The sequence below is a fragment of the Sporosarcina sp. FSL K6-3457 genome, from assembly GCF_038007285.1.
In the GTDB taxonomy this organism is placed as follows: Bacteria; Bacillota; Bacilli; order Bacillales_A; family Planococcaceae; genus Sporosarcina.
Window position 1 is genome coordinate 4,215,347 of the sequence record NZ_JBBOWX010000001.1, and the last position, 13,827, is coordinate 4,229,173.

At 38.8% G+C, this 13,827-nt stretch carries 15 protein-coding genes and 1 pseudogene; 11 read left to right on the plus strand and 5 right to left on the minus strand.

Annotated features, from left to right (window positions below; genetic code table 11):
- The first annotated feature begins 108 nt into the window (after positions 1–108).
- Positions 109–1,272, plus strand: coding sequence for a Gfo/Idh/MocA family protein (locus N1I80_RS20385; protein WP_340739659.1), 1,164 nt, complete (start codon positions 109–111; stop codon positions 1,270–1,272).
- 27 nt (positions 1,273–1,299) lie between these two features.
- The gene (locus N1I80_RS20390; RefSeq protein WP_340739660.1) at positions 1,300–1,587 is read left to right on the plus strand and encodes a putative quinol monooxygenase; all 288 of its coding nucleotides are present in this window, start codon (positions 1,300–1,302) and stop codon (positions 1,585–1,587) included.
- Between the two features lie 120 nt (positions 1,588–1,707).
- On the opposite strand, the gene N1I80_RS20395 is transcribed toward N1I80_RS20390, so the two are convergent.
- Positions 1,708–2,679, minus strand: a complete 972-nt coding sequence (locus N1I80_RS20395; protein WP_340739661.1) for a DMT family transporter — start codon at positions 2,677–2,679, stop codon at positions 1,708–1,710.
- A 138-nt stretch (positions 2,680–2,817) separates the two neighbouring features.
- Between N1I80_RS20395 and N1I80_RS20400 the strand changes: the two genes are divergently transcribed.
- The 4 genes and pseudogenes from N1I80_RS20400 (at position 2,818) to N1I80_RS20415 (ending at position 6,676) form a co-directional block, all read left to right on the plus strand.
- On the plus strand, positions 2,818–3,693 hold the full coding sequence (locus N1I80_RS20400; protein WP_340739662.1) for a LysR family transcriptional regulator: 876 nt from the start codon (positions 2,818–2,820) through the stop codon (positions 3,691–3,693).
- Positions 3,690–3,968: pseudogene (locus N1I80_RS20405) on the plus strand (PLP-dependent aminotransferase family protein); the annotation flags it as partial. The gene N1I80_RS20400 and the pseudogene N1I80_RS20405, both read left to right, overlap by 4 nt.
- A 344-nt stretch (positions 3,969–4,312) precedes the next feature.
- Positions 4,313–5,548: an ISL3 family transposase gene (locus N1I80_RS20410; protein WP_340739663.1), complete on the plus strand. Its 1,236-nt coding sequence runs from the start codon at positions 4,313–4,315 to the stop codon at positions 5,546–5,548.
- 390 nt (positions 5,549–5,938) lie between these two features.
- Entirely contained in the window at positions 5,939–6,676 is a 738-nt protein-coding gene (locus tag N1I80_RS20415) for a GTP pyrophosphokinase (protein WP_340739664.1), read from the plus strand.
- Between the two features lie 50 nt (positions 6,677–6,726).
- On the opposite strand, the gene N1I80_RS20420 is transcribed toward N1I80_RS20415, so the two are convergent.
- Genes N1I80_RS20420 through N1I80_RS20430 form a run of 3 tightly spaced genes read right to left on the minus strand, consistent with a single transcriptional unit; the run spans position 6,727 to position 9,340 of the window.
- The gene (locus N1I80_RS20420; protein ID WP_340739665.1) at positions 6,727–7,512 is read right to left on the minus strand and encodes an ABC transporter permease; all 786 of its coding nucleotides are present in this window, start codon (positions 7,510–7,512) and stop codon (positions 6,727–6,729) included.
- Positions 7,513–7,527: 15 nt separating this feature from the next.
- Complete coding sequence (locus tag N1I80_RS20425) at positions 7,528–8,409, minus strand: ABC transporter ATP-binding protein (protein ID WP_340739666.1); 882 nt, start codon at positions 8,407–8,409, stop codon at positions 7,528–7,530.
- Between the two features lies 1 nt (position 8,410).
- Entirely contained in the window at positions 8,411–9,340 is a 930-nt protein-coding gene (locus tag N1I80_RS20430; RefSeq protein ID WP_340739667.1) for an ABC transporter ATP-binding protein, read from the minus strand.
- 329 nt (positions 9,341–9,669) lie between these two features.
- Here N1I80_RS20430 and N1I80_RS20435 point away from each other — a divergent pair, with 329 nt between their 5' ends.
- The gene (locus tag N1I80_RS20435; RefSeq protein WP_340739668.1) at positions 9,670–10,290 is read left to right on the plus strand and encodes a TetR/AcrR family transcriptional regulator; all 621 of its coding nucleotides are present in this window, start codon (positions 9,670–9,672) and stop codon (positions 10,288–10,290) included.
- A gap of 135 nt (positions 10,291–10,425) precedes the next feature.
- Positions 10,426–11,226, plus strand: coding sequence for a helix-turn-helix domain-containing protein (locus N1I80_RS20440; RefSeq protein WP_340739669.1), 801 nt, complete (start codon positions 10,426–10,428; stop codon positions 11,224–11,226).
- Between the two features lie 118 nt (positions 11,227–11,344).
- Here the strand turns inward: N1I80_RS20440 and N1I80_RS20445 are convergent, their stop codons facing one another.
- Complete coding sequence (locus N1I80_RS20445) at positions 11,345–11,878, minus strand: hypothetical protein (RefSeq protein WP_340739670.1); 534 nt, start codon at positions 11,876–11,878, stop codon at positions 11,345–11,347.
- A 307-nt stretch (positions 11,879–12,185) separates the two neighbouring features.
- Between N1I80_RS20445 and N1I80_RS20450 the strand changes: the two genes are divergently transcribed.
- Genes N1I80_RS20450 through N1I80_RS20460 form a run of 3 tightly spaced genes read left to right on the plus strand, consistent with a single transcriptional unit; the run spans position 12,186 to position 13,695 of the window.
- Positions 12,186–12,662, plus strand: a complete 477-nt coding sequence (locus N1I80_RS20450) for a DUF2975 domain-containing protein (RefSeq protein WP_340739671.1) — start codon at positions 12,186–12,188, stop codon at positions 12,660–12,662.
- A 9-nt stretch (positions 12,663–12,671) separates the two neighbouring features.
- On the plus strand, positions 12,672–12,890 hold the full coding sequence (locus N1I80_RS20455) for a helix-turn-helix domain-containing protein (protein WP_340739672.1): 219 nt from the start codon (positions 12,672–12,674) through the stop codon (positions 12,888–12,890).
- 37 nt (positions 12,891–12,927) lie between these two features.
- The gene (locus N1I80_RS20460; RefSeq protein WP_340739673.1) at positions 12,928–13,695 is read left to right on the plus strand and encodes a DUF817 domain-containing protein; all 768 of its coding nucleotides are present in this window, start codon (positions 12,928–12,930) and stop codon (positions 13,693–13,695) included.
- Positions 13,696–13,827 lie beyond the last annotated feature (132 nt).

The following is a 13,827-nucleotide window of genomic DNA, read 5'->3' on the forward strand; positions in this document are numbered from 1 at the left end:
GACAAAATATTTTAATTTATTATACTTATATTAACCGTTATGCAATACAACTGTACCACATAGTGGTTGAAACATAAATACTAGAAAATAATAAATGGGGTGGGATATATGAGCTTGGTTAAGGTTGGCGTGATTGGAATAGGAAATATCGGTAGTTCACATGTGCAAATGCTCGATACAGGACAAATTAAAGGTGCAATATTGACGGCAATTTGTAGTAGTAATGAAAGTAGAATCGAATGGGTGAAAAATCATACTCAAGGAGATATTCAAATTTTCCAGGATATCGATGCCTTTTTAAGTGAATCAGGAATTGATGCGGTTCTCATTGCCACACCTCATTACAGCCATCCAAAACTAGCAAAAATGGCGTTTGCTAAAGGAATACATGTCCTCATCGAAAAACCGGCAGGCGTCTATACAAAAAATGTATTGGAAATGAATGACGCAGCCAAAGCAAGTGGTAAAGTGTTCGGCATTATGTATAACCAACGGGCAAATCCCCTTTATCAAAAATTACGGGATCTTATTCATTCAGGTGAATTGGGCGCTATTAAACGGACTAATTGGATTGTAACTGACGCATACCGTCCACAAAGTTATTACGATTCAAGTAAATGGAGAGCCACTTGGGAAGGTGAAGGAGGCGGTGTTTTAATCAATCAGGCACTTCACCAATTAGATATTTGGCAGTGGACGACCGGGTTTATGCCAAAAAGTGTTCATGCAGTGTGTAGTTTTGGAAAGTATCATGATATTGAAGTTGAAGACGAGGTAACTGCATTGGTTGAATATGAAAATGGAGCGACGGGCGTATTTATTACTTCAACCGGAGAAGCACCTGGCACGAATCGTTTTGAAATCGTTGGTGAACGCGGGAAAATAGTCGTGGAAAATGAAACACTAACTTTTTACCGTTTAACACAATCGGAACGTGAATTTAATGCGACATTTACAGGCGGTTTTGGAGAACCGGAATGTTGGAAAATCGACATTCCGGTAAAAAACGACAATGCCGGCCATATGCTTATTATCCAAAACTGGGTCGATTCAATTGTTAGTGGTTCACCATTACTTGCACCAGGTGAAGAAGGGGTAAAGGCATTAGAAATTTCAAATGCCATTTACTTATCTTCTTGGTTGAACAAAACAGTAGAATTGCCAGTCAATCCAGATCTTTTTTATGAAAAGTTACTAGAAAAGATCTACATCTCCACTTTTGAAAAACAGCGTGTAACGAACACTACATTAGATGTCACAGGAACACATTAAATATGATTTAAAAAGGAGCTAATTTAAATGATTAAAGTTGTAGCTAAAGCCAAACTAAAACCAGGTGTAAAGGTTGAAGATTATTTACGAATCGCTAAGGAAGTTATTTCAGAAACCCGCAAAGAAAAAGGGTGTATCACGTATACACTTCACGAGGATATCAATGACCCAACTATCCTGACAATGCTTGAGGAATGGGATAACGAAGAGGCGCTACATCAACATAATAAAAGTGAACACGTTTTAAAAATTGTACCAGAGCTTAGAAAACTGCGAGAAAGCACAGAAATCAACCTGTATAGAGAATTAAAATGATTTTCATCAGTATTTGTTTCTAACGCTAGTCACAAGAACTGAAAATGATAAGAATATCACCAACACAAACGACTATCTTACCCGGAAACGTAAAAAACGACTTCGTTGATGAAGTCGTTTTTACGTTTCCAGTAATCTTCCTTTGAATTTCTCTTTCGGCTCCCTGCGTTTTTCCAGCAACCTATGAAAAATATTGTTTGAAAGTAAAGAGATGATAATGAAAATTGTACCAATATAATCATAAACGGTAATGCCTGCGCCTTGGAAAATTTGAATCACCAATGTCGTAACGGGTACAAAGTTAAGAAATAATAAGCCATTCAACGGTGTAATAACACTCACGCCATAATTCCATCCTACCAAGGCAATAACGCCCGGGAAGATCACCATAAAAGCAATATGAGGACTTGTTATGATCATCGTTTCAACAGTCGGAAACGACACATATCCAGAAAGCGTCACACCGAATACGACAACAACTGCGGTAGCCGTTCCAAGTAAACAGCTTAGCGCAGAATAACGCAATGCTGACCAGCCATCCTTACTAAACCGTCCTCCACCCATCGTGTAAACAACCCAGCCAACGACTGCGATAAAAATGAATAAAGATGGAATAATGTCATTTTTCGCTGTGAAAAAGGCACCAAAATCACCTTTTGTGACGACTAACGATGCGCCGATGAACCCAATAAACACACAAAATAACGTAAATGCATGAGGTCGCTGTCTTACTAGCATCCAGACAATGACAATTGAAATCATCGGCATTAAAGATTCCATAATGGAAGCTACCATCGTACCTGGATTGCCCAATAAGTCTTGTCCCCAGAAAATCAGCAAATTATAAACCGTAAAGGCCATTGTGCCGAAAAACCACAGGTACCAACCTTTCCCTTCAAAATGAAAAGCTTGTTTACCTTCCTTCCATAACAGCCACACGATTAAAATGATCGTTACAAAAACATAACGAAAAATGGTGAAATAAAATGGGTCGATATGATGAAATGCATGATTCGCTACTGGAAACATAGCTCCCCACGATATTGCTGCAATCAAACATAAAATAGCGCCCCATAATACATTGTTTTTCATAAAACCCCTATCTCCTTCAATTATCTTCTACCTATTCATTAAAGCACAGGTTCGATATCTCTCAAAATGAACAATATTGATGTTTCACATCTCTATTATTGATATCATAGAAGGAGAAGTAAGTTGAGGGGGAATAACATGGAGTTTAAAGACTTAGAAATCTTTCAAATGGTTGCGCAGAAAGGCACGATTACTGAAGCTGCAAAAGAATTAAGTTACGTCCAATCCAATATTACCTCAAGAATCAAAAAGCTTGAGGCCGAAATGAATACAGCTCTTTTTAACCGTCACAACCGCGGAATGACATTAACACCAGAAGGTAAAAAACTGCTTGTCTATTGTGAAAAAATCCTATCGCTAACAAATGAAATGAAAAAAGTCGTCCAAAGTAAAACGGAACCGGCAGGCAAACTGGAAATTGGGTCCGTTGAAACAGTCATTAAATTACCCGTTATATTATCTTCTTATATCAAAAAATATAAAAATGTAGACTTATCACTTTTAACAGGTGTTACTGAACAACTCCAAAAAGATGTATTAAATCACAATTTAGACGGGGCTTTCGTAACAGAAATCAACCAACATCCTGAACTTGTATCCCATGACGTTTTTCAAGAAGAGCTCGTCATAATCTCTGACAACACGAAAACATCAATTGAACAATTAAAAAAGGAGCCGTTCTTATGCTTTAGCAAAGGATGCGGCTACCGTGCAAGACTGGAAACATGGTATAAAGATCAAAGCATAACGCCACAAAAAGTGATGGAGTTCGGGACCTTGGAAACAATCATCGGGAGTGTTTCCATGGGACTTGGCATTACATTCGTTCCAAAATCAGCCGTTTCCCATTTAGAAGAACAAGGTCTTATCCAGTGTCATTATTTACCTGAAAAGTACAGTAAGATCAATACCGTGTTCATCAGACGAAAAGACGCGTACTTAACTTCTACACTCGAAAAGTTTATCGAAACGTTTGAACATAGCAAAGATGAACCTGCTTATCTGCTAACTTGACAGTTTTGTCTAGTGAAACATTTATGAAGGCCGGAGAATGGAATCGCCATATTAAACGCATGCGCCTTGTCTATAAACGAAAAATGCAGCACTTTGTATCTCGGTTAAAAAAACAGTTCGGGCAAAAACTATCCATTATTGGTGAGCAGTCTGGTTTATATGTATTAGTCCGCGTACACCTCGGCCACTCGGTGAAATGGCTCGTTGAATGTGCTGCCTTTCATGGTGCCCAGGTGTATCCGACTTCCATCTACTTCATTCACAATCATACTGATTGGTCCATCTATGTTCCGAAAAAAGTCCAAAAAAGACTAACTAATACTAGTAAGGCGCCTCCACCAATAACGTATCCAAAAACATAATTCTTTCGCTTGAAACTAGAAATACTGACCGCAAAAAAGCCAGTGACCAAGAGCAACTGCGTCCAAATAGAGTTTTCAAAACTTAAACGATAACGTATCATAAAATATAGATAAAAAATCATTAGCAAAGAAAATCCAAACAGAGTAATTTTTTCGGCTCAACACCAAAGTCTGTTCTTGACCTGAAAAATTATACAAAAAAACACCCGTATCCTCTATAGTTGAAAGTACCACCCAACAACGAAAGAGGTATACAGATGCACTCTCATTTTACCAGTCTTCTTCTTGATTTAAAAGAGCTATCTATTTCCAATATCGAAAACGTACAAGATGATTTTTTGATTCACGTCCAACCCATCGACCATCTACAAACTTGCCCTCAATGCCAAGGGACAGCTGTCATTCGAAAAGGCTGTGCCTATCAACGAAGAGTACGCCATCTTTCGGCTTTTGGTCGCCGTGTTTTTCTAATGCTTCCTGCCATTCGTTTGTTTTGTAAACAGTGTGAGGCTTCTTTTGTCTGGCAATATACGTGTGTCATGCCAGGAAAACGATATACGATACAATTCGAGGAGTCTTTGCCGAGTCATGTTGTCGGAGCGACTGTTAAGCAGGCGTCGAAGCAGACCAAAACGCCTAAAACCACTGTTGAGCGGGTTTTTAAACGTTGGATGGAAAGTGAATGTAAACATGTCCAAACTGTCTGTAAAAAGCAGGCGATGGATAGTGAAAAACTTGTTTTGGGCATAGATGATTTTGCGATTCGAAAAGGCCATACGTATAACACGGGCCTTCATGATCTGCGTGGTGGAACGTTTTTAGATGTAATTCCTGGTCGAAAGCTAGAAGATTTGCGGGCCTATTACCAGGAGAATCCACAGTGGAAAACACTTCAACCTGCTGCAGTCGTTATGGATTTGGCCCAAGGTTATCATACTTTTATCGCAGAAGTTTACCCTTCTGCTATCCGAATTGCAGATCGTTTTCATGTCAATCGGTACATCACAGAGGCCCTACAAGTTGTTCGAAAGCAGATCCAAAAAGATCTGTCCTCTCGTGCACGCCAACAATTGAAGCAGAATTTTCGACTCCTCGGTAAACGAGCAGATCAACTGTCTGAGAAAGAAACCAAATTGGTTCATCAATTTCTTCAGTACTCGGATGTTTTACGTGCGGTTTATAACTGGAAAGAAGCTTTTATTACTTGGTACGATTGCAGTTCCAGCCACGCCTTAGCTATAAAAGGTTTCGCAAGGTGGATTGAACAAGGAGAAAACATTGAACATTCAGCTGTACAATGTTGCCTGAAAACCATGAAAAACTGGCAAGAGGAAATCTGCAATTATCATCACTTACGCTTCACAAATGCAGCCGTGGAAGGTCGGAATAACAAGATAAAAGCGCTACAACGTCGACATTACTTTACGCGAAATCCTCGCCATTATAAACAACGGATTTTATTAGAATGTAATGAGGAAATGATTAGGTGTTAAAAGTCGTCAAGTACATGTTTTGGTGTTGAGCCATTTTTTCAGTAAACTAATTTTCCTCATGATTTCCTCCCTTATGTATGACCTCTACTTCAATATACAGTAAGCTATTATCAAGATACACAGGAATACTCACTAAATTTCCAGTGAAGGCGACTTACTGGAATGGCCGAGCCTTGTTCAAAAAATGCCAACCTCCCAAACAAAAATATTCGCTTGAACTTTCATGATTGAATGACTGACACCAATTAAAAAGTACACAACCTTTTATCAAGATAGGCGTCTTAATAATAGGATTCCGTAAAAATACCAAAATAACTCACACTCAAATTCAGGTTATTTTCACATTCATGCTATTATTTAATAAAGCACAGAAAAGAGGAGTTTCTATTGATGCTAACAAACGAACTAGACTATAGCCAATTGAATCATCTAAAAAAAGAAGTGACGAGATTCATGCTAGCTTATAAATTTGCATTAGACGAAGTGAGCACCAAAATCAATATCTTGGAAGAAGAATTTCAATTGATACATGAATACAATCCTATTGAACATATTAATACCCGCTTGAAAACACCAGAAAGTATTATACAAAAGGCGCTTCGCAAAAATATTGGACTGTCCCTGTCCTCCATAAAGGAAAATATGCGGGATATCGCAGGGATTCGTATTAACTGTTCCTTTAACTCCGATATTTATAAACTAAGTGAAATGATTCAAATGCAACAGGATATTGAAGTGATTGAGTATAAAGATTACATAAAAAATCCGAAGCCCAATGGTTATCGGAGCCTTCATTTGATATTGAAAATTCCTGTATTTATGACGGATCGAGTAGAGCACGTCTTTGTTGAAATGCAAATCAGGACTATCGCTATGGACTTTTGGGCAAGCCTGGAACATAAGATTTTTTATAAATTCGATAAGTCTGTCCCTGAAGAAATGCTAAAAGAGCTGAAAGAGGCTGCGGAATCCGCCAACGCATTAGATCAAAAAATGGAGATTCTTCATAAGGAAATCAATGAAATTAAACGAATGGACGAAGAGTTTACACCAACTCTTTTTAATGAAAAAAATCAAATCAACATCCCGCTTAAATTCCTCGAAATGATGAATGAAAATAACAACTAAAAAAACGCCAGTCACTCAAACAAACATGTTTGAATGACTGGCGTTTTTTATTAGAGAGGCAAATCCTTCCCCTTAAAGAAGCGTATACCAATGGTATAAATTACAATCCCCACAAGCCCGAGTATGGTGAATGGTAGCCAATAACTTTCTCCATTTAAAATAGCAGCTGTATCAAACAGTGTATTCAACGATAGATATTTGAATCCTTCTAGGCTATCACTCACTTGAGCCATCAGGTGAAATAAGAAGAATGCAACTGGAATACCTGCACCGAATGCCAACGAATGTTTCGATAAATTGAAGATACAAGAGAACATGAACGAAATACCACTTGTTGCAAACATCAAAAGAAGTAACCCTACATTAAGCGCTATATAATCTGCTATATAGGTACCGAGATCCCCTTGAGAAACGTGTATGGCCACCATTCCTGCAAGGGTCACGATTAGAAACATCGTGATAATAGCTGTAATTAAGTACAATGCTTGCGTCCGCACTACTGTCGTTCTCTTAATTGGCGTCGATAACAAATAGGCCATCGATCCTTTATCCACTTGGGAAGCCACTAAACTATTTGCCGTCATAATAATAAAAATAAGAGGTAGTATAACGCCATGAATCGAATAAAATGTTTGTGTTAGCATCCCTAAAAAGCTTGTGTCCCCTAGCAGACTTGCTAATGGCGTATCTTTGACCATATCAGCCATATTTGTCAGCGTAGAAGGTTCAAATACGGCAATTAGCACTGCATTTAACACACTCAATACGACTGTAAATATGATCCACAGCTTGTAATTAGCTCTTACTGTCTGTTTAAAAATCGTGGCATTTATCATAACAAGCACCCTCTCTTAATATAGGCTTTTGAAATATTTTTCAAGTGTGTACTTGATCTCCGTAATAAATTTAATAGGATATTCTTTTAAAACAAGTAAGAATGGATTAATATCTTGGTCATTCACCGTAACGATGACTTGATTCTGATTCTCTCTTTCTTCTATAAAAGTAAAGGGTTCTGATAAAAAACGTTGATAGTCCTGCGTAGTAGAAAACGCAATTTTATAGACCTTATCAGTGTTGTGCTTCACTTCGATTGTTGGTTTAACTGCGATAATCTTCCCTTCTTTGATGAGCGCTACTTTGTCACAAGTATGTTCAACCTCTTCGAACATATGGCTCGACATAAAAATCGTTTTGCCCTTTTTCTTTTCCTCATTTAGTAAATTGACAAACTCAACTCTCATTAACGGATCAAGTCCTGTTGTTGGCTCGTCAAGTATTAAGATATCTGGGTCAGCCATGAAAGCTGCGACGATTGCGGTCTTTTGTTTCATCCCTTTAGACATCCGTTTCAGATTGGCTGTTGGATCCAATTGAAGCTTGTCAATAATTTCATTGGCATAAGACATATCGGTTAAGCCCATTAATTCCGCTTGCCATTTTAAAAATTCGGTTCCCGTTTTAGCATCTGGAAAATTAATCTCACCAGGGATATAGCCAATATACTTCTTTGTTTCCGCTGAATCCTTCCAACTATCTAATCCATTGATGAAACAATGTCCAGCTTGTGGTTGTAGAAATCCCATCATATGACGGATGATTGTTGTTTTACCTGCCCCATTCATCCCTACAAAACCAAATACTTCACCCTTTTCAATCGAAAGGTTGACGTCAAATATCCCTCTACCATTACCATAGTCTTTCGTCATGTTTTTAATTTCAATAGTCGGCATATTACTTGGCACCTTCCTCCGTATCTATGTTGCGATCATAAAACTTCATAAAGTAATCTTCCAACGTGAATTTAATTTCAGAGAAGAATTTCAAGTCATATGCAGAAATAAGATTGATAAACTGATTGATATCATTATCCTCTACTTGGATTTTCGCTTGTTTCTTCAACTGATTGGTGCCTAGCACATGCAATTTCTTCTTCACTTTTATGTCCTCGTTAAAACGATTGAATTCTTCCTCACTTAAAAATTCGATTTCAAATACTTTTTGCTCATTGTAACGTAGATCATCTGCCACAAATGAGGATATCAATCGGCCATCCTTTATAATCGAAATCCTGTCACACGTCGCATCAATTTCACTAAATATATGACTGGAAATAAGGATTGTTTTCCCTCGTTCTTTTTCTTCTTTAATAAATTCTATAAAAACAGTTTGCATAATTGGATCCAGTCCACTCGTCGGCTCATCCAAGACTAGTACAGCTGGATCGTGCATAAAGGCCGTAACGATGGCAAGCTTGCGTTTCATGCCAAGGGACATACGTTTTAGTTTTCCTGATGGTTCTAGTTCAAACTTTTTAATCAAGTAATCTGTATGCGTAAAATCTGTAATGCCCCGTAAATCTGCCATCATTTTTATAAATTGTGTACCTGTGAGTGATTCCGGTAGCGCGATTTCTCCTGGTAAGTAACCAAGATTTTTTTGAATGTCAGCAGCATGTTCCCAACTGTCTAGGTTATTGACAAAGGTATGCCCCTTCTGCGGTTTAGAAAAGCCCATAATATGACGAATGGCCGTTGTTTTCCCTGCTCCATTAGGTCCGAGAAAGCCATACACTTCCCCTTTATTCACAGTGAACGACACATCGAATACGCCTCGATTATGACCGTAGTCTTTTGTTAACTGCTGAACCTGTAATACAGACATATTAGAACCTCCTTTATCAATTGCGCCTCGGCGTAATTGCGTTGGGATTTTGAATTGTGCACAGCACAATTAACTCCTCTCAAAATCCCTAACATCCGCCGGAGGCTTAACTTGAATCAGCAGGGAGTTTGGACTTCTGCTGATTCAAGTTAAAGTAATTTACTTATACCCGTTTATTTCGTACAATAACAAACAACGTGTTGTTTATCTTCTATATATATAGAATAGATTTTTAAAAATGAGAAGGCAAGAGCCAATACTAGCAGATATGTTGTTTATCCAACATATCTGTATTTTCTGTCGGTTAAAATAAAGGAGTCGATAAAACCTTGGACGAATTATATACAGATTTACGTGTGATACGAACAAAAGAAGCTATTCGAAACGCACTCGTAGAATTAATTGAAGCGAAAGGCTTCGAAGCAATTACCGTGAAGGATATTGCAGCGAAAGCAAGGATAAACAGAGGCACTTTTTATGCACATTATGTAGACAAAAACGATTTAATGAATAAATGCCAGGAAAGTATTCTGAACGGTATGAGGAGCATTGTGACAAAGAAAATACCCGTTGCGATAGAAAGCTTTACTATGAACGAGACTCCTGATTTTAATGCATTCACTCCTGCAATCTCTATATTTGAGTATCTTTACGACAACAGAGAGCTTATGGGGGCCTTGTTAGGTACAAGAGGAGATGTTACCTTTCAAACGAAATTGAAAAGCTTAATGTGGAAAATACTATTTGAGGGCAATGAAATATCCACTTTCAATAAGGAGAATTTACTTGTACCTGGTGAATACTTAGTTTCCTATATCGCCTCGGCACACATAGGCGTGATTCAACAGTGGCTAGATGGCGGCAGTCAAGAATCACCGTTAGAAATGGCCCGGATTTTATCGACCATCACACTAAATGGTCCGATTTATGCTGCTGGGTTGAAGAAGTGATTTCATTATTATAGCAGTACCTATCTAAATCCTTGCTTCCACAGAAGGATTTTTCTTTTTTAAAATATATTTTAAAATGTGTATCCGATTTCCTCATTCCCCTCTATATAAAAAACAAAAAGGGGAATGACCACTATGACAACGTACTTAAAAGACTACGCACATTTCACAAACACACAGGAGATGGACGAGGCAGTACGCCGTCACATTATCAAGCATTGGAATGAGATGAATCCAACAGATCGCGCTGTGCTTGATATGATTCGCCGCTACTCTGTGAAATATGGTGCTGCTCACTTAAAGCACGACACAATGGCAGATGCAATTGGCAAGTCCAACGTCACCGTGCGCCGCGCGATTCGAAAGTTGGAACAGCTTGAAATTATCGAGCGCATTCACTATATTCGCCCTGTTATGAGCGGATTAGGGGCTAACATTTACACTATTTTACCCTTTGATGACCAGTCGACTTTGACCACGCCGGCAACAGCGGATAACCCTTGTGACAGTTGGGCTGAGGACCTTGTTCCCGAAGCTGAAGCTTTTTCTTTTAAATCTAAAAACATAAAGGCCAATACTCTTACAGATACGTATCCTGCGGAGCCAATACCTACACCAACTACGTTGTTTGGAAGAATAAAAAATCTATTGTCCTCGACGATTGGTGACAGTTCTTTAGCCCGTCAATTATTCGGTATTTATCGTGCACTATCATTACGCATGTTGAAGTTCAGCATTCATGAGCACCAAGGAGAATTACTTGAACAGCTGGCGATACAGGCCCTTCATATTGCTGTTCAGGCGACAAAGCGCAAAACTGTCCGTAACCTAGCGGGTTATTTTGATGGTGTATATCGCAATTTGATTGATAAGGCGGTGTTTGCTGATATTTTTATGGAATATGATGTGTCGGTGGAAGAGTTTTTGATTGGTTAGTGGCTCCCTACCGTTTGGAGGAAGTAAGTTATACCTTCGTGGAGAAGATTATATTGCCTGGATTGAATTGCATATCCGTCATCCTTTCCTTAGTGAGGGAATTCCATTAAGTTGTCAATTATCTCTTTTCTGAAAATGAAATCTCTACATATCTTTGGCCTTCACCCCAGCTGCTATACTCGTCACCTATTCCAAACGTAAATGTACCGTGGTAGGGAATCCCTGCGAATTCTGCCATTCCAATTTTAAATACGTCACTTAATAATACTTGTGTCTCATAGCCAAGCTCTTCAATAATTTTCTTATAAGCTGCAGCTTGCTCCTGCTCATCCCCTTCAAATGTGAAGACAGCTTCCCAGTCCATCCCTTCGTCATACTCCCTAACCTCAAATATCTCTTCATTCCAGCCTAACGGAATTGGGAAAGGATACACATCCAAATGATCTACTATGGGCGGTGTTTTGCTGGATTCTGTGACCGGTGTTTCCTCGTTTAGATTGGACGTGCCCTCGATGGTTTGTCCAGCTTCCGATGATTGTGCATCTATATCCTTTTGTCCATCGGTGCTAGTTGAGTTCGTTTGTTTCCCCCCGCAGCCGCTTACTATAGCTATGATCAATACACATATTAAAACTAATAATTTTACCCGCATATTCAAATTTCTCCTTTCTTCAAATGGTGTTCATTAGGATATACGAGCAAGGTTAAATCTAGGTTAAAAATGTATGACGCTCTCCTCAACCTTTCCTGAGATAAACCCATGTCAACTGACTACTGTTTAAAGGGTACTACTATGAACCCATTGATTAGTTTACTATTACCAAGCATTCTTCTATAACAAGAAAACACTTTTATCTTTACCTAAAACCAAAAACAACCCGCCAAACAATATTTTTTTATTGCAAAACGATAAATTTGGTGCTAAAATCAATTTTATAATAACTAAACGAGGTGCTTTTATGAAACGAGGGTCAACGCTATTTTTAAAAACGGCTGTTATTTTAATGGGAGTCCCAGTCCTTGCTTTGTGTACATTTGGGGTATATGAGCTAACTAATAATCCAGTAAACCCAGATTATGCTCATATGCTCTATCCCATTTTAATAGGTATGTGTGTCTCAGCTATACCGTTTTTCATCGCGTTATATCAGGCTTTTAAACTGTTAAATTATATAGACAAGAACCAATCATTCTCAGAGCTGTCTGTTACAGCGCTCAAAAATATTAAATTCTGTGCAATTACAATTAGTGGGTTGTATATGATCATTCTGCCATTTGTATTTCTCGTTGCAGATTTAGACGATGCACCGGGTCTGGTCATAGTTGGAATGATTCCTGTTTTTGCTTCAATGGTGATTGCTGTCTTTGCAGCTGTTCTTCAAAGACTTTTACAAGAAGCAATTCATATAAAATCAGAAAATGATTTAACGGTCTGAGGTGATAATATGACGATTATAATCAATATTGACGTGATGCTAGCAAAAAGAAAAATGAGCGTAACTGAACTTTCGGAAAGGGTTGGCATAACGATGGCCAATATTTCTATACTAAAAAATGGCAAGGCAAAAGCGATTCGGTTATCCACACTAGAGGCGATTTGTAAGGCTTTAGAGTGCCAGCCTGGTGATATTTTGGAATATCGAAGTGATGAGGACACGCAATAAGTAGGACTGAAAAAATCGTTGGAGGTTTCAATCAATCATGAGAGCACTAAAACAACTTGTTCGTTTCGGCTGGGAGCAAGCCCTATCCTGTTTGTTTCCCGTCGTTATTTTTGCCTCTTTGGCTTTGACACAAATCATCCCCCTTCCCTTCCTGCCACGGTACGACTGGATTCTTATCATTTGCCTTCTGATGCAATGGTGGATGGTACGCTCTGGACTTGAAACGCGGGATGAATTAAAGGTTATTACTCTGTTCCATGTTATTGGACTTGCTCTCGAAATCTTCAAAGTACATATGGGCTCATGGTCTTATCCAGAGGATGGCTATGTCAAAGTTTTTGGCGTGCCTTTGTATAGCGGATTCATGTATGCAAGTGTCGCAAGTTACCTCTGCCAAGCATGGAGAAGGCTTGACGTGGAGCTCGTTAAATGGCCGCCTTTTCTTCTAGTCGTACCTCTTGCAGCTGCGATTTATTTGAATTTTTTCACCCACCATTATTGGATTGATGTACGTTGGTGGTTAGCTGCACTTGTCATAATTGTCTTTTGGCAATCGTGGGTCTCATATGTAGTCGGAGGGACCCGTTACCGAATGCCACTCGCGCTTTCTTTTGTGCTCATCGGATTTTTTATATGGATAGCAGAAAATATTGCAACATTTTTTGGCGCTTGGCAATATCCAAACCAAACCGATGCATGGAGTCTCGTTCATCTAGGCAAGGTCAGTTCATGGCTTTTATTGGTGATTGTGAGCTTTTTGATTGTAGCGACATTAAAGCGGGTTAAGGGAAAAGATTCTACCTGAACTGATCCCCCCGTATTTTGAACCAATTTCCACGTTCATCCCCGAAGGGCATTGCTAATAGACTCCGGAGTAGCGCCAATTGTTTGACGTTATTCCTGAAACGGTGTTATGTTACGAGAAACAAGTATCTCC

Coding starts and splice junctions, on each gene's coding strand:
- N1I80_RS20385 (WP_340739659.1), top strand. CDS start 109: ATGAGCTTGGTTAAGGTTGGCGTGATTGGAATAGGAAATATCGGTAGT.
- N1I80_RS20390 (WP_340739660.1), top strand. CDS start 1,300: ATGATTAAAGTTGTAGCTAAAGCCAAACTAAAACCAGGTGTAAAGGTT.
- N1I80_RS20395 (WP_340739661.1), bottom strand. CDS start 2,679: ATGAAAAACAATGTATTATGGGGCGCTATTTTATGTTTGATTGCAGCA.
- N1I80_RS20400 (WP_340739662.1), top strand. CDS start 2,818: ATGGAGTTTAAAGACTTAGAAATCTTTCAAATGGTTGCGCAGAAAGGC.
- N1I80_RS20410 (WP_340739663.1), top strand. CDS start 4,313: ATGCACTCTCATTTTACCAGTCTTCTTCTTGATTTAAAAGAGCTATCT.
- N1I80_RS20415 (WP_340739664.1), top strand. CDS start 5,939: ATGCTAACAAACGAACTAGACTATAGCCAATTGAATCATCTAAAAAAA.
- N1I80_RS20420 (WP_340739665.1), bottom strand. CDS start 7,512: ATGATAAATGCCACGATTTTTAAACAGACAGTAAGAGCTAATTACAAG.
- N1I80_RS20425 (WP_340739666.1), bottom strand. CDS start 8,409: ATGCCGACTATTGAAATTAAAAACATGACGAAAGACTATGGTAATGGT.
- N1I80_RS20430 (WP_340739667.1), bottom strand. CDS start 9,340: ATGTCTGTATTACAGGTTCAGCAGTTAACAAAAGACTACGGTCATAAT.
- N1I80_RS20440 (WP_340739669.1), top strand. CDS start 10,426: ATGACAACGTACTTAAAAGACTACGCACATTTCACAAACACACAGGAG.
- N1I80_RS20445 (WP_340739670.1), bottom strand. CDS start 11,878: ATGCGGGTAAAATTATTAGTTTTAATATGTGTATTGATCATAGCTATA.
- N1I80_RS20450 (WP_340739671.1), top strand. CDS start 12,186: ATGAAACGAGGGTCAACGCTATTTTTAAAAACGGCTGTTATTTTAATG.
- N1I80_RS20455 (WP_340739672.1), top strand. CDS start 12,672: ATGACGATTATAATCAATATTGACGTGATGCTAGCAAAAAGAAAAATG.
- N1I80_RS20460 (WP_340739673.1), top strand. CDS start 12,928: ATGAGAGCACTAAAACAACTTGTTCGTTTCGGCTGGGAGCAAGCCCTA.